Origin of the sequence: Curtanaerobium respiraculi (assembly GCF_024609215.1) — a bacterium.
Taxonomy (GTDB): domain Bacteria; phylum Actinomycetota; class Coriobacteriia; order Coriobacteriales; family Eggerthellaceae; genus Curtanaerobium; species Curtanaerobium respiraculi.
On the sequence record NZ_JANIPD030000001.1, the window covers coordinates 17,264 to 33,586 of the forward strand.

At 63.2% G+C, this 16,323-nt stretch carries 16 protein-coding genes; 4 read left to right on the forward strand and 12 right to left on the reverse strand.

Translation table 11 applies throughout. The features are described from left to right. Window positions 1–2 precede the first annotated feature (2 nt). The 6 genes from NOV21_RS00055 to NOV21_RS00080 all read right to left on the reverse strand — a co-directional run bounded on the left by NOV21_RS00055 (window position 3) and on the right by NOV21_RS00080 (window position 7,149). On the reverse strand, window positions 3–1,226 hold the full coding sequence (locus tag NOV21_RS00055) for a glucose-1-phosphate adenylyltransferase (protein WP_283169599.1): 1,224 nt from the start codon (window positions 1,224–1,226) through the stop codon (window positions 3–5). Continuing rightward, complete coding sequence (gene glgB / locus NOV21_RS00060) at window positions 1,223–3,202, reverse strand: 1,4-alpha-glucan branching protein GlgB (protein ID WP_283169600.1); 1,980 nt, start codon at window positions 3,200–3,202, stop codon at window positions 1,223–1,225. The genes NOV21_RS00055 and glgB overlap by 4 nt, the downstream gene beginning before the upstream one ends. Window positions 3,203–3,352: 150 nt before the next feature. Next, the gene (locus NOV21_RS00065; RefSeq protein WP_283169601.1) at window positions 3,353–4,027 is read right to left on the reverse strand and encodes a Crp/Fnr family transcriptional regulator; all 675 of its coding nucleotides are present in this window, start codon (window positions 4,025–4,027) and stop codon (window positions 3,353–3,355) included. A 159-nt stretch (window positions 4,028–4,186) separates the two neighbouring features. Further along, window positions 4,187–4,687, reverse strand: coding sequence for a phosphatase PAP2 family protein (locus NOV21_RS00070; RefSeq protein WP_283169602.1), 501 nt, complete (start codon window positions 4,685–4,687; stop codon window positions 4,187–4,189). 523 nt (window positions 4,688–5,210) lie between these two features. Further along, window positions 5,211–6,032 (reverse strand): DUF364 domain-containing protein, encoded by an 822-nt coding sequence (locus NOV21_RS00075; RefSeq protein ID WP_283169603.1) that lies wholly within the window; start codon window positions 6,030–6,032, stop codon window positions 5,211–5,213. 229 nt (window positions 6,033–6,261) lie between these two features. Then, window positions 6,262–7,149 (reverse strand): LysR family transcriptional regulator, encoded by an 888-nt coding sequence (locus NOV21_RS00080; protein WP_283169604.1) that lies wholly within the window; start codon window positions 7,147–7,149, stop codon window positions 6,262–6,264. Between the two features lie 263 nt (window positions 7,150–7,412). Between NOV21_RS00080 and NOV21_RS00085 the strand changes: the two genes are divergently transcribed. Together NOV21_RS00085 and NOV21_RS00090 are read left to right on the forward strand one after the other, a co-directional pair. Then, window positions 7,413–8,393 (forward strand): DMT family transporter, encoded by a 981-nt coding sequence (locus NOV21_RS00085; RefSeq protein WP_283169605.1) that lies wholly within the window; start codon window positions 7,413–7,415, stop codon window positions 8,391–8,393. Then, a complete protein-coding gene (locus NOV21_RS00090; protein ID WP_283169606.1) occupies window positions 8,384–8,701 on the forward strand; it encodes a CxxCxxCC domain-containing protein in 318 nt (105 codons plus the stop codon). Before NOV21_RS00085 ends, NOV21_RS00090 begins: the two co-directional genes overlap by 10 nt. 191 nt (window positions 8,702–8,892) lie before the next feature. Here the strand turns inward: NOV21_RS00090 and NOV21_RS00095 are convergent, their stop codons facing one another. From NOV21_RS00095 to NOV21_RS00110, 4 genes are all read right to left on the reverse strand, one after another. Beyond that, complete coding sequence (locus NOV21_RS00095; protein ID WP_283169607.1) at window positions 8,893–10,002, reverse strand: alpha/beta hydrolase; 1,110 nt, start codon at window positions 10,000–10,002, stop codon at window positions 8,893–8,895. Window positions 10,003–10,015: 13 nt separating this feature from the next. Continuing rightward, entirely contained in the window at window positions 10,016–10,393 is a 378-nt protein-coding gene (locus NOV21_RS00100; protein WP_283169608.1) for a winged helix-turn-helix transcriptional regulator, read from the reverse strand. Between the two features lie 12 nt (window positions 10,394–10,405). Next, entirely contained in the window at window positions 10,406–11,629 is a 1,224-nt protein-coding gene (locus NOV21_RS00105) for an acetate/propionate family kinase (RefSeq protein ID WP_283169609.1), read from the reverse strand. Window positions 11,630–11,720: 91 nt separating this feature from the next. Next, window positions 11,721–12,473: a sulfite exporter TauE/SafE family protein gene (locus NOV21_RS00110; protein WP_283169610.1), complete on the reverse strand. Its 753-nt coding sequence runs from the start codon at window positions 12,471–12,473 to the stop codon at window positions 11,721–11,723. Between the two features lie 108 nt (window positions 12,474–12,581). Between NOV21_RS00110 and NOV21_RS00115 the strand changes: the two genes are divergently transcribed. Then, complete coding sequence (locus NOV21_RS00115) at window positions 12,582–13,322, forward strand: fluoride efflux transporter FluC (protein ID WP_283169611.1); 741 nt, start codon at window positions 12,582–12,584, stop codon at window positions 13,320–13,322. Further along, window positions 13,319–13,684, forward strand: coding sequence for a fluoride efflux transporter FluC (locus tag NOV21_RS00120; RefSeq protein WP_283169612.1), 366 nt, complete (start codon window positions 13,319–13,321; stop codon window positions 13,682–13,684). The genes NOV21_RS00115 and NOV21_RS00120 overlap by 4 nt, the downstream gene beginning before the upstream one ends. 454 nt (window positions 13,685–14,138) lie before the next feature. Here NOV21_RS00120 and dxr read toward each other — a convergent pair whose 3' ends face one another. Then, entirely contained in the window at window positions 14,139–15,335 is a 1,197-nt protein-coding gene (gene dxr / locus NOV21_RS00125; protein ID WP_283169613.1) for a 1-deoxy-D-xylulose-5-phosphate reductoisomerase, read from the reverse strand. After that, entirely contained in the window at window positions 15,325–16,323 is a 999-nt protein-coding gene (locus tag NOV21_RS00130) for a phosphatidate cytidylyltransferase (protein WP_283169614.1), read from the reverse strand. Before NOV21_RS00130 ends, dxr begins: the two co-directional genes overlap by 11 nt.

A 16,323-nucleotide genomic window follows, 5' to 3' on the forward strand; every position in this document is an offset into this window, starting at 1 on the left:
GGTTACTCCTCCCCTTCTTCGTTCGTTTCCTCCAGGGCGTTGAAGATGGCATCGGGCTCGATGCTGGCCCCCGGCTCGACCTGCGCCCCCGTGCCAATCTGCGCACCGGCGCCGATGACGACCAACTCGCCTTCGCCGCCCACCACGGCATCCGCCGCGATGTTGACGTTCTGCGCCACGACCGAGCGCGCCACCACGGCGCCCGGGCCGACGCGGGTCCCGCCGAGGATGACGCTATCCTTCACCACGGCCCCCTCGGCCACCTGCACGCCCTGGAACAGGATGCTGTGCTCCACATTGCCCCGCACGTCGCAGCCTTCCGCGACCTGGCACGTATCCAGGCGGCTGTCCGGTCCGATCAGGGCGGCGGGCAGGTTGGGGCTGCGCGTGTAGATATGCCAGCTGTTGTCGCCCATGTCCAGGGAGGGGACCTCGTTCAGCAGGTCCATATTGCCCTCCCACAGGCTGTCGATGGTGCCCACGTCGCGCCAATACCCCTCGAAGCGGTAGGCGGAAAGCTTTCGCCCGGTGTCGAGCAGCGCCGGGATGATGTCCTTCCCGAAATCGTGGCTGCTGTTCGCATTCGCGGCATCGTCGATGAGGTACTGCCGCACAACGGGCCAGGTGAACACATAGATGCCCATGCTGGCGAGGTTGGTGGGCGGATCTTCGGGCTTTTCGACGAATGCCGTGACCGTGGTGCTGTCCGCAGCGGTGTCCAATATGCCGAAGCGGCTGGCCTCCTCCATGGGCACGGGCATGACCGCGATGGTCGCATCCGCTTCGTGGTTCTTATGGAAGCGCATCATCGCAGCGTAATCCATCTTGTATATGTGGTCGCCGGAGAGCACGACGATGTAATCCGGGTGATAGCCGTCGACGAACTTGATATTCTGGTAGATCGCGTCGGCGGTCCCCTCGAACCAGCGGCCGACGTCACCCGCCTGCGTGTAGGGCGGGAGCACGAACACCCCGCCGCCGTTGACATCCAGATCCCACGGCGAGCCCGTGCCGATGTAGGTGTTCAGCTCCAACGGCTCGTACTGCGTGAGGACCCCCACCACGTCGATGCCGGAGTTGGCGCAATTCGACAGCGGGAAATCGATTACGCGGTACTTTCCGCCGAAGGGAACGGCGGGCTTGGCGCTGTTGCGGGTGAGCACGCCCAGACGGCTGCCCTGACCGCCGGCAAGAATCATCGCAACGCATTCTTTATGCTCGCTCATCGCTTCTCCTTCTTCCCCGACGGAAGTCCAAGCGCAGCAGCCTTGGGCTTTTTCTGCGCCGGCTTCCGCCGTTTGAACTCGTAATACACCGCCGAAAGGGGCGGGATGTCCACATGTGCCGAGAACGGGTAGTTGACGAAGCCCTCGCCCTTCGTGCGCACCGATTTGACCTCTACCTCGCCGACGCCGCCGTATTTCGGATCATCGCTGTTCAGGATCACCTTCAGGCTGCCTGCGGTGGGTAGGCCCACGATGAAGCCGTTCAGCGGGTTGGGCGTGAAATTGAAGCACGCCACGACATCGGGCGTGTCGAACCCCATGTTGGCGGTGCGCAGGATCGCCAGCGAGCTCTCGTCGCGGTCGTCCACGTTCGACCACATGAACCCGTCCCAGTTGTCATCGTTCTTCCACAACGCCGGGTGCTTGGCATACAGCTTGTTCAAATCGGCGGAGAATTTCTGCATGCCCCGGTGCGCCGGGTAGTCCAGGAGCATCCAGTCCAGCTGCTGCTCGAAATTCCATTCGATGAACTGCCCGAACTCGCCGCCCATGAACGTGAGCTTCTTGCCAGGATGCGCGAACTGGAACCCCATGAGGCTCTTCAACGTGGCGAATTTCTGCTCGTAATCGCCGAACATCTTGTCCACCATACTGCGCTTGCCGTGCACCACCTCGTCATGGCTATATGCGAGGATGAAATTCTCGCTGAACGCGTACATCATACCGAAGGTGAGCTTGTCGTGGTTGCCGCTGCGAAAGAGCGGATCCATCTGGAAGTACTCGAGCGTGTCGTGCATGTAGCCCATGTCCCATTTGAACGTGAAGCCCAACCCCCCGTTATCGGGCGGGTAGGTGACCATGGGGAACGCGGTCGATTCCTCGGCGATGGTGACCGCGCCGGGATAGGTGGTCAGGATGGAGCTGTTCAGCTTGCGCAGGAATTCGACGGCCTCCAGGTTGATGTTCCCACCGTCCTTATTGGGAACCCAATCCGTGCGGCTGTAGTCGAGGTACAGCATGCTGGATACCGCATCCACGCGGATGCCGTCGATATGGTACACGTCGAAGAAGAACATCGCGGAGCTGATGAGGAAGCTGACGACCTGCGGCTTTTCGTAGTCGAACACCAGCGTGCCCCAGTCCATGTGCTCGCCCTTGCGCGGATCGGCATATTCGTACAGCGGCTCGCCGTCGAACTGCGCGAGCGCCCACGAGTCGCGCGGGAAATGCGCCGGCACCCAATCCAGTATAACGCCCACACCCGCGCCGTGCAGCTCGTCGATCATGGCCATCAGGTCCTGCGGGGTGCCGTAGCGGCTCGTAGGGGAGAAATAGCCCGTGCACTGGTACCCCCAGCTCGCGGGCAGGGGGTACTCGGTCAGAGGCATGAGCTCGACGTGCGTGTACCCCATCTTCTTGCAGTACTTCGCCAACTCGCTTCCCGCGGTGCGGTAGTTGGGGTACACCTCGCCCTCGCCCACACGCCAGCTGCCCAGATGCAGCTCGTAGATGCTCATGGGCGCATGCAGATTGTCGCGGGCGGCGCGTTGCTCCATCCAGGCGGCATCGCCCCAAGTATAGCCGTCGAGGTTCCACACCTTCGAGGCGGTGCTCAGGCCGTTTTCGGCGTGGAACGCGTAGGGGTCGGCCTTCCAGCGTACTTCCCCGTCCTTGCCGGTGATGCAGTACTTGTATGGGCTGCCATCTTCCAGGCCGCGCACCGTGCCCGCCCAAATGCCGGGATGAGGCTCCTCCAGGGGGGTCGCCGCCTCGTCCCAGCCGTTGAACTCGCCCGCCACATGGACGGCGGCGGCATGCGGGGCCCATACGCAGAACAGGTACGTATCGCCTTTCTTGTCGCCCTTTTTCGCCGTGGCTATCTTGTGGCAGCCGAACGTGAGGTACGCGCGCTGGGCATTGCCCTCACCGAACAGGTACAAATCGGTGTCGCGCAGGTACTTGGATAGATTCTCCATCTGATTCCTCCACCTGACCGCAATCTCGGAAATCATGCGAGCGCTCAAGCGAACCCGCACTCCCAGTATACGGCCTAGCCGGACGAACCCAGCCGTGAAAAAGATGCGCCTGCCAGATTAGTCGAGGGTTCGGACCAATGGCGCGCCTGGCTATTGCTCGAATAGGCGAAAATGGCTTCTGCGCGTCTCCAATATGCCCTCCTTCGCCATGTGGGAGAGCTCTGCGGAAAGCGCGCTGCGATCGACCCCCAGATAGTCAGCAAGCTGCTGCCGGTTGAAAGGGATATCGAACTCGAGCGATTGGTTCGCGCTTGCCTGGAACGCCAGGTAGGCGAGCACTTTGCCACGGATGGATTTCGGGGCGCTGGAGAAGATGCGCTGCGACAGCCCCAGGTTCTTGCGCGCGAAGATCGCGAAGAGGTTGTCGGCGATCAGCTGATGGTGGGCGCACGCATGGGAACATGTGTGCATGACCTGGGCGACGTTCAGGAACAAGACGCGCGTCGGTTCGAGCGCGACGACGTCGACCACCATCGGCTCCTCGGGGAGGGCGGCGTAGGTTTCCGCGAACACGCGACCGGGGCCGACATGGCCCAGCACGCTCACCGACCCGGATATATCGCTCGATTCGATGCTCACCGATCCTGCGAGCACGAGCCCCATCGTCTTGGCCCGCTGCCCGCGCCGGAGGATGAGCTCGCCCTTCGCGTATGCACGTTGCGTCGCGCCCAAGCACCCGAGCATCCCATTTATCTGCTGAGGTTGCGCGCCGCGGAACAGCGGGGCGCGTGCCAGGAATTCGAAGTCGATGGGATCGCGCGTCATAAGGATTCCTTTCGTTGTAATCACAACGTAAAGTGTAGCAGCCTGCTCCCCAGATTGCACGAAGTCTCGAATTTGAAAGACTTTCGCGACAACTTTTCGCTTATCGTTGGAATTCCAACAAACCGCTCTGCTTCGTCGTGACCATCGCAGTCGAGGCGGCTATGGGATGAGAACGAAACCGATGATGTAGAAGGCGAGGGCGAGGAGCGCCCCCGCGACGACGTCGCGCGGGAAGTGAACGCCGCCGAGCACGCGGACCACGGCGAGCACGCAGGCACCCAGCAGGAGCAGGATGCCGAGAAGGGGCTCCGCTGCAAGCCACGCGAAGGCGATCATGAACATGCTGAACGTATGGCGGCTGGGAAAGGACTTCCCACCGGTGTCCTTTTTGATGAGCGGATCGATGGCAAGCACCTCGTAGGGGCGAGGCGCATTGCACCAGGCGCGGAACAAGGTGATTGCGGCGAACGCGACACCGGGCACCAGCACGCAACGCACGAGCAGGGCAAGATCCGACCGGAAAAGCAGCACGACGAGCAGAAGCGGGTACGCCACATAGCCCAGGTACGTGAGCGCGCGGTTCACGTCGCTGAGCAGCTCGGCGCCGCCAGCCCGCGCGCGCAGGGGCGCGACCATACGCTCGTACTGCTCTGCCGTCAAATCCGCTCACATCCTTCCGGGCTTCCGGGCTTCCGGGCTTCCGGGCTTCCGGGCTTCCGGGCTTCCGGGCTTCCGGGCTTCCGGGCTTCCGGGCTTCCGGGAAAGCATAGCAGCCTCCCACGCGGAATCCGGTATTCGATGCAAATCACCAGCACTTCTCAAGGCAAAGCGGGAGGTTCCCCATCTCCGGCATAATCGCCCCCTCTTCTCTTGCGAGTGCACAGCGGCCCTCCCTGTGCACTGCCAAGGCGGGCGACACCTGCCCGAAATCCTCTTCTTTTGCGGGCGCGCGGCACCTCCCTCCATCCATCGTGAGCTCGGGATCTGGCCCCTTCGCCCAAGGAGAACCCCGACTCGATACTATTGGGAATACGCCTTCCGAGCAAACCGAACCGACTCGGGAAGATGGACGCAAACTGTTCAAATGGGGAAATCCATCACTGGGGGAAAGGCCACCCCACGCGAAGCAGCCCTTCGTTCGAGCTCATGGGGATAAGGCGAATCGGGCAGGCGATTCCATGCCTTAGCGCAGGCTTTCGAGCCAACCGGGCCGCTCGACGCGCATCTTCTGCACACCATTGTGGAACACGCCCCGCTCCAAACCGCTCGTGATAGCATGGCGAGCCCGCTCGGGATCGCGGATGACCGACCCGCCCATGCAGTCGACACCGTATTCGTACAGCACGGGCACGGGAATAACGCTCGGCCCGACCAATATGGTGCTCCCCGCGCGCGAAAGTTCCAACAGACGCGGCATGGTCTTGTTCGTCAGCGTCAGACCAGTCATGAAAGTGACGTCCGAATGGGGAATCACGAATTCGCACGCGGGATCGGGAACATCGTCGCCGTACGGATTCCGCTCCAAAACCGTCAGATCGCAATACTCGCCCAGACGCTCGACCATGGGGAAGTGCCCCACCACGGCGACGCGCTTCCCGGTGCAAATGCCTTTGTACAGGTCGAACCCGTCGTTGGTGCCCTTCTCATCCACCTGCATGCCGACCGATTCGGCATGCTCGGGCGTGCTGTACCACGCGTTCAGCGCGGCAACGCCCACGCTCGCTTCCAAGAAGTTCCAGCTGGTCGACAAGCACGCCAGGCTGCGCAGGTCCATCGCAGGACCGACGCCGTCCAAGCGGTACGAGCCCGCGCCTCCACGAGCGACCATGGACATTCCGAAGCCGCTTTCCGCCTCAACGAGGATGCAGTGCAGCCCGATGGTCACATCCACCACGCCGATTCCCCCGGGCACGCCGGAAATCAAGTCTTTGTACAGGCTCCATTGGTCGGGCAGCTGGGAAATCTCGTCGAACGTGGGAAGGGGCTGCGCGGGCGTTTTGCTCATGGGGACTCTCTTTCCTCGGGAATGCATGACCCCATTATACTCATCGGGAAATTATCTACATCCGGCACTCGGATGCGAATGGTCGCAACGCGGCTCTTGCAAAGAGGACCGCCGACCATCCATGGCATGTATCGGCAACATGGAAAAGGATGCAAAAAGAAATCGACCGCCGTCCGAATCATGCAGAGCTTCCGGCCTCGGCATCCTTCCCAAGCGGTTTCCCACGCAGTCAATCCCCCAGCTTCCGCGCTGCTTCGACCAAGCGGGGAATCGCGAAGGATATGAACGCCCGGACTGCGGGCGAGGCCTCATCCTCGGGTATGTGCGCGATGCCGATAGACACGGATGCATCAGGCGACACGGGCAGGCACGCGACCCTCTCGTCCGCCTCGCGCGCATACAATCCGTTCATCATCGCCACGCCTAAACCGGCGGCGACCAGTTCGTACGCCGCACGGGTATCGGGAACGGTGTAGCGCGGCGACGGCACGATTTCCGCAGAGGCGAGCAGGCGGGCATTGTCACTGTCCTCCCCGGGGTACACCTCGATGAACGGATCGTGCGCGCATCGTTCGACGGGATAGCTCCCTTTTTGCACAAGCGCATGGGATGCGGGCACCCACATGACCATCGGGTCGGCCAAAAGGGGAATCCAGTCGAAACTCCCCTCTCGCCTGCTGACAATGCAGAAATCGAGCATGCGGCCATCCAGCTTCCGAGCAAGGGGCGTGCTGTTCTGCACATCGAGCTCAATGCGGATTGCAGGGTGCTCCCGCCCGAATTCCGCAATGATCGATGCGAGCACGTTCATGAACTGGCGATAGGCGCTGCCCACTCGAACCATGCCCATCTCGACGCCGCGCACTAAGGCAGCCTCCTGCTCGCACGCCTCCCCCACGGCGGCAAGCTGCGCCAGCAACGGCAGCATGCTCTCGCATTCCGGCGTGGGGACGACACCCGTTTTGCTTCGAACCAGCAGGGGGAAGCCGACTTCCGCCTCCAAAGACGCCATCATCCGGCTGATGCCCGAATGCGTGTACCCGAGCTTTTCGGAGGCTCGCGCCAGATTCCCGCATTCGATCGCCTCCAGCAGCGCCCGGCATTTTCGCGTGTCCAAGGATTTCCCCTCTCTCGTGCGATCGCGATCTCTATCATTGCGCTTTCGTCAACTCATTATTGAATTTATATCGCTTTACGCAATGATATCAACGCAATAGACTGATTTTTGAATGCATCGAGGGTAATCTCGAAATGCCAAGCTGGACACAGCCGGAGCGATTCCGGGCGTTAACGTGACGGTCGGCAGCGCAGGCGCGGGGGGTTGTAGCGCAGGCGCGGGGGTTCGCGGCGCGGGCGCAGACGGAAAGGAGATCCGAGACGATGGGGACGAGGACGGCGGGACTGCTGCTGGCGGGCATCATCGTCACACGCGCGAGCGCCTGCATGTTCAGCAAGCTGCTCCTTGCCGGAATGGGCCCTTTCACGCTGATGGCGCTGCGCTTCGGAATCGTGTCCGCCTTGCTCGCGCTCCTCTTCGGAGGCAAGCTGGTGCGGGCGGACCGTGCGACGATCCGGCGGGGGGCCGCGATCGGCGCCCTGTTCTTCATCGTCATGTCGCTCGAAACGATGGCGCTCTGCTATTCGGCCTCGTCAACCGTATGCTTTCTGGAGAACACCGCCATCGTGCTCGTTCCCCTGCTCGAGGCGGCCCACGCGCGAAGAGCTCCCCGCATCCGCGACATCGCCTGCACCCTCGCCGTGCTTGCCGGCGTCGGGTTGCTCACGCTGCAGGAGGGAATATCGGGTTTCGGCACGGGCGAAGCCCTGTCCCTTGCCGCGGCGGTATTCTACGCCCTCGCCATCATGGTCACCGCCCGCGCCGCACGCGCGCACGACTCGTTGACGCTGGGGGTGCTGCAGGTCGGGGTGATGGGCATTGCGAGCCCGATCGCGGCATTCGCGCTGGAATCCCCCGCCCTGCCAGGCGGCGGCATGGAATGGCTGTACCTAGCGGTGCTCGTCTTCGTTTGCACGGGTTTCGGATTCACGCTGCAGCCCGTTGCCCAGCGCTACCTCTCTGCTGAGCAGGCGGGGATCTTCTGCGCCCTCAACCCTCTGACCGCGGGTATCTGCGGGACGCTCTTCCTCGCGGAACCGCTGGGATCCGCCCGCCTGGCGGGCATGGCATTGGTATTGCTCGGCATCATGGTCGCATCGCTGAAAAAACCGGATCCTGAAAACCCGCTTCGTCAAAGCGCCGCCGAGTCGAACGTGCCCCCATCTCCCCCTGCGGTAAAATCCTTGGAAGGAACGCTCATTAAAGGAAAACGCGGGGAAGGCGGGAGCGGCGCATGGGCGTGATCGCAGTGGTGAGGCAATACCTCAGCGTACGCACGCGATGGGAGGATATATGCGATCGCTGCACGCTCTGCTGCCATGAGCGCGACGTCGATCCGGACGGCAACGTTATGGTCGATTGGTGCGCACCGTGCGAGTTCTTAGATGAAGAGGCCCGCGCATGCACCGTCTACGATCGCAGGCTCGACGCATGCGATCGCTGCAGGAAGGTCGGCTTGCGCTCGGCCCTCTTCGATGGCCACCTGCCGCCGAGCTGCGCCTACGTGCGCATGTTCCGCCCGCTGCTGCATCGCGATCATCCGGCTCGCTGAAGGGTTCGGGCGCATCGAAGGCGAAGCGGCATGCAGGCGCGTGCAAAAGCCGGTTGGACGCGCCATTTCATCCCACCCGGCGCGGACCCCTTGAAGCGTGTCCAGGAACCCCGCTCGCCGGGCCAAACGCCGGCGAGTCCATCCCACCGGCGCTCCACGTCGCTTATCGGCAAGAGGTTGCAGCTGCCAGCCTACGAAACCTTCTCGCGGCAGAACGCCTCGATCCGCCCCATCAGCGCGGGATCCGTCTGGCTCGCGCGCTGCTTGTCGACATGGTCGAGCAGGTTCTGGTACGCATCGCCGGTCAGCGGCGTGCCGTACTCTTTGCGCAAGGTATCGCGCTCGCTCCACAGGTCTTGCACATATCGCGCGGTATCCGCCGTGAACCAGAGCGCCGAATGCGTGTTGCGTGGTTCTTCCGAAACCTCCACCAACTGCACGTTGGGATTCGTGATCTGGGATGCATGCGCGGGGATGCCCGATTTGAAGGGCGGCACCGCCTCGTCTTCCGTCCCGTAGACGCATATGAACGGGGTGTCGGTGGCGTTGATGCCGTCGATCGCCGTCGTTTCCGAAGCGCCGCCGAACGCCAGGTAGTTCTGCATCCACACATGCGGGACGAACAGCAGCGAGCTGGGCCCCATGTACGTGCTCAGAAGCACATCGGTCGTCTCGTTCGCGGAGTCGAACGCCGATAGCGCCACGACCGCGCGGATATCCATCGCATCAGCGATACCGTCCGCAAACGCGCTGGTCACCGCATGGCCGCCCATGCTATGGCCGATGAGGACCGTCGGCATCGAGCCGAGATCGTCACGCGAGCTGGCGTAGGAGAGCGCCGCTTCCAGATCGAACCTATGCTGGCACAGGCCGCGCACCGCATCGCCACCGCTCTTACCCGACCCCGTGCAATCGAAGGAGAAGCAGGTCCAGCCGCGCTGCTGGTAATACGTGACCAAGGGGAGCATTGTGTCCGCATCGCTGTTCAAGCCGTGCACGAACACCGCAAGGCCAACGGGCTTGTCAACCCCTTGGGCTGGGAAGATATACCCCCGCAGCTGCACGCCCCCGCTGGGGAACGCCACCTCTTCCCGCGGGTTCGCCGCAGGATCCAGATCGGAGTAGCGAAGGGTGACCGCGTCCTCGGTCGACGTGTTGCGCCCGTACGAGTTATGGTTCGAAATCGCCATCATGATGCCGGGGATCACGATCAGAAACGAAGCGACGACGGCCGCGATGGCGATCAGCCACCGGCGCTTCGCCTTATCCTGCTGGCTTGCATCTTGCTGCGCTTTCTCCATGTGCGCGCGCCTCCTATTTTCCCCGCACCCCGATGATGCCGCCCTCCTGGTACCATTCGCCCCATTTCGACATCGCGTCGATGATAGGACGCAAGCTCTCGCCCGTGGACGTGAGCAGGTATTCTACATGCGGAGGCATCTCGGAATAGACGCGGCGGACCATAAGCCCGTCTTTCTCCATCTCGCGCAGGTTGCTTGTGAGGACCTTCTGGGAAATACCCTCCACCGAGCGCTTCAGCTCGCCGAAGCGCTTCGTGCCGCCGAGCAGGTCGCGCATGATCAGCAATTTCCATTTCGACCCGATGAGGTTCGCCGTAGTGTGCACGGGGCAGGTGGGCATATCCGACCGAACAGGCCGGACGTCGTTTTTGTACTCGATATACCGTGCCACGGACGCCCTCGTCTACTCGATCTCGCCGGGAACCTCGCCCTGCACGATCGCGTCGGTTTCGCGGGCGATGCGCAGCTCCTCGTCGGTGGTGATGACGATGATCTTGATGGGGCTGTCATCCACGGAAACCACGCGGTCCGCCCCGACCTCGCCCACGAAATTGTTCTTGTCCTTGTCCAGGATCATGCCCATGTGGGCCAGGCGCTCGAACACCCGCTCGCGCATCTCCGCGCTGTTCTCGCCAATGCCCGCCGTCATGACCACCGCATCGGTGCGGGTCATCACCGCGTAGTAGCTCCCGATCGCCTTCTGCACGGCGTACATGTACATATCGCGCGCAAGGGCGGCGTCCTCGTCGCCCTCTCGCGCGGCATCCAAAATCTCGCGCATGTCGCTGGACAGGCCGGAAACGCCCAGAAGCCCCGACTGCCGATTCAGGATATCGTCCATCTCGTCGTAGGTGAGCCCTTCGCGGCGCATGATGAACGTGATGATGGCGGGATCGATGGAACCCGAGCGCGTGCCCATCATCAGCCCCTCCAGGGGGGTGAACCCCATGGTGGTATCCACGGAGCGCCCGCCATCGACCGCGGCGATGGAGCCGCCGTTGCCCAGATGGCACGTGATGAGGCCGAGATCTTTCAGCGGCCTGCCCAGCAGATGCGCGGCTTGGTTCGCCGCGTAACGATGGCTCGTGCCATGGGCGCCGTAACGGCGGATATGGTAGTCGGTGTAGTAGCGCTTCGGCAGGGCGTAGCGATACGCCTTCGGAGGCATGGTCTGGTGGAACGCCGTGTCGAATACGACGGCCTGCGGCACGTTTGGCAGGCGCTTCTTCAAATCCTTGATGCACGCCACGGCGGCGGGGTTGTGCAGCGGGGCAAGCGCGCTGCATTCCTCGATCTTGTCCAGGACCTCTTTGTCCACCTGCACGCTATGGGAGAAGTATTCGCCGCCCGCCACGATGCGGTTGCCGATCGCCTCTATCTCCTCCAGGGAGGAAAGCGGGCTGTCGGCATCGTTTTCCAGCGCGCGGAGCGTGCGCTGCATGGCGCCCACCACGGAAAGGCCCGGGTAGTTCACATGCTCGCCGCCCTTCCCGAAATCGATCCTCAACGTCGCCTGAGGCAAGCCGAGACGCTGTCCCAGCACTCGCACCAGGGTTTTCTTGCCATCGGTCTCGATCAGCTGGCATTTCAGCGACGAGCTTCCCGCATTCACAACGAGGACGAGCATGATGGGTCCTTTCGACAAAATGTCCAATCGGATCGATCGGAACGGATTCGCAGCGTCCCCTATGGTAGCGTACTTCGACCGCGCCGCGCGCCTAAGCGGCAACCAGATCGGCAACGAGCTTCACGGCAAACAGGGCGAGGACGAGCAGCATGATGGGCCGCACCGCCTTGCTCCCCTTCGAGGTGAAATGACGCGCGCCGAGCCAATTCCCCACGATGTTGAACGCCCCGGCGGCAAGCCCCAGGGGGAGCAGCACCACGCCGTTCGCCAAAAACACCACGAGGGCGGACGCGTTCGTGGCGAGGTTGACGGCTTTCGTGGTCCCGGCGGCCACCGTCAGGTCCTGCCGGGCCAGACGGGTGAGCAGCAGCATCAGGAACGTGCCGGTACCCGGGCCGTAGAATCCATCGTATACGCCGATGGCCAGCGCGACCGCCGCCGTGACGAGGACGGCGGCGCACGTAGGAAGCGGATGCTCGGCAAAGGTGCTGAAATCCTTGGTGCGCATCACGTAGAACGCGATCACGGGCAGGATGGCCAGCATGATGGCTTTGAAGATGAGATCGCCCGTGGCGAGGGCGAGGTGGCTTCCGATGGCGCTGCCCGCCAGCCCGCATGCCACGCCGGCCGCGCAGAACGTGGGAACCATGAACCCGTTGCGCGCATACCTCCACGTGGCGATCGCCGTGCCCATGGTGGATGACAGCTTGTTCGTGCCGATGGCGCTGTGCACGGGCAAGCCGGCGAAAAGATAGGCGGGGATGGAAACGAGGCCGCCTCCGCCTGCCACGGCATCGATGAAGCCTGCGATGAGCGCAAGCGGGCAGACGATGAGGAATTCCATAGACGCTCCTTGGTTTCGCGCATCTGCGCTGTGCCATTGTAGCCAACCCGGCGCGCTTTCGCGCTAAGATGGGAAACCGCATGAAAATCGGCAGATAAGGAGGAACGCGTGCCGCAAAGCGAAACAGGCAAGCGCATCATCGCGACCCCGGCGTTCCTCTATGCCACGGTGCTCGTCGGCGGCGCGATCGGCGCCTGCGGGCGCTTCGGGCTCATCCTCCTGTTCCCCGACCAGACCTTCCCCCAGAGCACGTTGATCATCAACCTCTTCGGGTGCTATGCGATCTACCTGATCTACCAGTGGCTCGGGCGGCGCGTCCACATGCCGTACGCGTTCGTGCGCGGCATGGGCATCGGCTTGGTGGGGACATTCACCACGCTCGCCGCGTTCGACATCGAATGCCTGCGCATGCTGCAGAATGGACAGTGCATGCTGTTCGCCGTCTACCTTACCGTGACGCTTGCATGCTCGTTCCTCGCGTCGGTCGCCGGGTGGGGAACGTACAACCTGCTGCTGCGCAATCAGATGAGGAGGCTGCGCGGGCGGCAGCACGAACTGCACGAACGCCTGCGAGAAGAGCAGACGGGGAAAGATGGCGAAGCCGACCGGGCCGCCGCCCCGCCCTCCCGGGTATCCCAATCGGAGATGGAGGCAGGCGAGGCTTTGGGGCAGGAAGGCCGTTCGCCGGATCGTGGAGCTTGCACCACTTCGAGCCTGGATGGCGCACGGCGCGGCGCGGCAGGATCGTCGCCCGGCGAAGGAGCGCGCCCTCCGATGGAATCGGATGCGCGCGATCAGAGGCCGTTCCCTGCGGAACACCCTGCCCAAGCGGGCGGAGGTGGAGAATGAGCGCGCTCGCTTTCCTCGCGGTTTCGGTCGGGGGCGCGCTGGGAGCGCTCTGCCGTGGGCTCATGACGCGCAGCCTGAAGGAGCGTATCAAGGGGCAGTTCCCCTTCCCCACGCTCATCGTCAATCTGATCTCCTGCTTCGGGGCGGGGTGCTGCGCGGCCCTGGCGCTCGATGGCATGGCGTACCTGCTGATCTTCGTCGGGTTCCTCGGCGGGCTCAGCACGCTCGCGACAATGAATTACGAAGCGGTGATCCTCTTCTCCTCGAAGCGCTACCGCACCTGCGCAGCGTACCTGGCGACGACGTACGCCACCACCCTGCTCGCCTCCGCCATCGGCTTCGCCCTCGTCAGCGCACTGTGAAGCCGCCGCGAACCCGCAAATCCCGCCAATCGATTTCGCTGGAACCAGGCGAGACGCCCGCATCAAAAAGCCGGCTGCCGGTTTCCCGCACCCTGGAGTTCCCAAAAAGAGGTCGTTGCGCCAACAAAGCCGGTTTCCAGCCTTTTGTAAAGCTGGGTTTCGGCCATGCAATTTGGCAATCTATACGTTTTCCCAGTTCAAGTAACATTCTTGCAGATCGATTATCCCTATTGAAAACAATCGCAGGTTCGGAAAAGGCTGGCAACCGGCTTTGTTGGCGCAGAGCGCCCCGAAAACGGCGTTCCAGCTTTGCCGAAAGCCGGAAACCCGCGTTTTTGGCGCTCGCAAACGGTGCGCCGGACGGATGTTGTCCGACGGAATCAGGCGATTCGCGTTTTCCTGGCGGATATGAGCGCCGTGGCGTCGAACGGGAAAGCCGACCTTGCGCCGAGTGCTACCAGCGGAGGAAAGAGCGGGCGGCGGCGCGGGAGGCGGCGTCGACGGCCTCGAGCTGTTCGAGCGATTCGACCGCGGAATTCTTATGCGCGTCCATCACGCGCTCCACGACATCGGCGATGCCCAGATAGCTGCAATCTCCCGCTAAAAATGCCGCGACTGCGACCTCGTTCGCGGCGTTCATCGCGCAGGGCAGCGTCCCTCCTGCGATGCCGGCGGCGCGGGCAAGCGCCAGGCAGCGGAACGTATCGGTATCCACGGGGTAGAATTCCAGCTTGCCCAGCTGCGTGAAATCGAGCGGCTGCACCGGAGCGTCCCACCGGTCAGGATAGCTGAGCGCGAACTGGATGGGAATGCGCATATCGGTGGTCCCCAGATGCGCCTTCACGCTGCCGTCGGCGAATTCGACCATGCTGTGGATAGCGCTCTGCGGCTGCACGACCACATTGATCCGATCGTAGGGCATGCCGAACAGATGATGCGCCTCGATCACCTCGAGCCCCTTGTTCATAAGCGTGCTGCTGTCGATCGTGATCTTCGGACCCATGTTCCATGTGGGATGCGCCAGCGCCTGCGCGGCGGTGACCTCGCGCAACTCGTCGCGCGTGCGTCCGCGGAACGGGCCGCCGCTCGCCGTCACCCACAAGCGGGAAACCTCCTCCCGGCGCTCCCCCAGCAGGCATTGGTAGATCGCGCCGTGCTCGCTGTCGATCGGCATGAGCGCCCCCGCCGGCCCCGCCGCCGGGGCGATGCCGTCGGCGCGGCGCCGCTCGTCGAGCTCCGCGGCAAGCGGCATGATCAAATCGCCGCCCACCACGAGCGATTCCTTGTTGGCCAGCGCAAGCACCTTGCCCGCGCGCAGGGTTTCGTAACTCGCACGCAACCCCGCAGCGCCGACCAGGGCATTCACCACTGCATCGACTTCGGGCAAGCGCACCAGGTCGCACACGGCATCCATGCCGTAGCCGACTTCCAATCCCCCGCACGACCGCCCGATCGCCGGGCCGTCCTGCGATCCCGCCGCGACATACGAGGCACCGACCTCCCGTGCGGCATCGACCATCGCATTCACGCGGCGTCCGCAGGCAAGGGCGACGACCTGCAGCTTGTCGGGATGGCGACGCGCCACGTCGAGCGTCTGCTCCCCGATCGAACCGGTGCAGCCGAGCACCGCGATACGCGTTTTACCAGACATGCGGAACGCATCCTCCCATCAGCAGCAGAAGCGCCGCCGTGACGCTCGCGAAAAACAGCGAGTCGCAGCGGTCGAGCAGCCCGCCATGACCGGGCATGATCGTCCCGGAATCCTTCACGCCTACGTTGCGCTTGATGCGGCTTTCGGTCAAATCGCCCAAGACGCCTGCGGAACCGCAAATCAGGCCGTATGCGATCGCTTGCGGAACAGATATCGAGATGCCGGGGATGAACACCATCAAGCACCAGAACGCCGCCGACACGACGAGTCCGGCGATCAGGCCCTCCCAGCTCTTCTTGGGACTCGTGCGCGGGGCGAGCTTGTGCTTGCCGAAGCGGCTTCCGATCAGATATGCGCCGACATCGTTCATCCACACGCTCATGAACAGCACCAGCAGCAGCACCCCGCCCCACGGCTCGGCGAGCGTGGACCGGATCAGGATCAGCGGGGACAGCAGCAGGCCCGTGTACGACGCGCCGAAGAAGCTGATCGCCACGTCCGCCACACGCGCATGCATCCAGTACACGTACCAGATGAAAAGCCCCATCATCAGGAACAGGCCCACCATGAGCACGCCGATGGAGCCGAAATGCCACATCGCGATCGGATATGCCGCCGCTCCGATGACCCCGATGAACTCGTTGGGCATCTTCGAGTCGACGCGCATCATGTAATAGAACTCGCCAGCGCAGACGGCGGCGACCAGCGCCAGGTACAGCATGGTGGTGACATCGTTCACCATGACGGCGATGAGGGTGACCACCACGTATACCAGGCCGGTCCTGAACCTCACCTGCAGGCTCGTGGCATTCTTGAAGCGGTCGGGCGTCTTATTGTACGCCGCCGTCTTCGCGCGGTTCTTCTTCTCCTTCAGGAAGCGCTTGCGCTTCACCCCGCGCGGGAGGGCATGCAGCGGATCGTCGGCAGCATCCCGTTCAGGGGACCGCTCGTCCACCTGCTCGATGCCTTCATCCCGGTTCCCATCCAT

What these genes read in the sequence shown, in the direction of transcription:
- NOV21_RS00055 (WP_283169599.1), bottom strand. Translation starts at nt 1,226, where the DNA reads ATGAGCGAGCATAAAGAATGCGTTGCGATGATTCTTGCCGGCGGTCAG.
- glgB (WP_283169600.1), bottom strand. Translation starts at nt 3,202, where the DNA reads ATGGAGAATCTATCCAAGTACCTGCGCGACACCGATTTGTACCTGTTC.
- NOV21_RS00065 (WP_283169601.1), bottom strand. Translation starts at nt 4,027, where the DNA reads ATGACGCGCGATCCCATCGACTTCGAATTCCTGGCACGCGCCCCGCTG.
- NOV21_RS00075 (WP_283169603.1), bottom strand. Translation starts at nt 6,032, where the DNA reads ATGAGCAAAACGCCCGCGCAGCCCCTTCCCACGTTCGACGAGATTTCC.
- NOV21_RS00085 (WP_283169605.1), top strand. Translation starts at nt 7,413, where the DNA reads ATGGGGACGAGGACGGCGGGACTGCTGCTGGCGGGCATCATCGTCACA.
- NOV21_RS00090 (WP_283169606.1), top strand. Translation starts at nt 8,384, where the DNA reads ATGGGCGTGATCGCAGTGGTGAGGCAATACCTCAGCGTACGCACGCGA.
- NOV21_RS00095 (WP_283169607.1), bottom strand. Translation starts at nt 10,002, where the DNA reads ATGGAGAAAGCGCAGCAAGATGCAAGCCAGCAGGATAAGGCGAAGCGC.
- NOV21_RS00105 (WP_283169609.1), bottom strand. Translation starts at nt 11,629, where the DNA reads ATGCTCGTCCTCGTTGTGAATGCGGGAAGCTCGTCGCTGAAATGCCAG.
- NOV21_RS00110 (WP_283169610.1), bottom strand. Translation starts at nt 12,473, where the DNA reads ATGGAATTCCTCATCGTCTGCCCGCTTGCGCTCATCGCAGGCTTCATC.
- NOV21_RS00120 (WP_283169612.1), top strand. Translation starts at nt 13,319, where the DNA reads ATGAGCGCGCTCGCTTTCCTCGCGGTTTCGGTCGGGGGCGCGCTGGGA.
- dxr (WP_283169613.1), bottom strand. Translation starts at nt 15,335, where the DNA reads ATGTCTGGTAAAACGCGTATCGCGGTGCTCGGCTGCACCGGTTCGATC.
- NOV21_RS00130 (WP_283169614.1), bottom strand. Translation starts at nt 16,323, where the DNA reads ATGGATGGGAACCGGGATGAAGGCATCGAGCAGGTGGACGAGCGGTCC.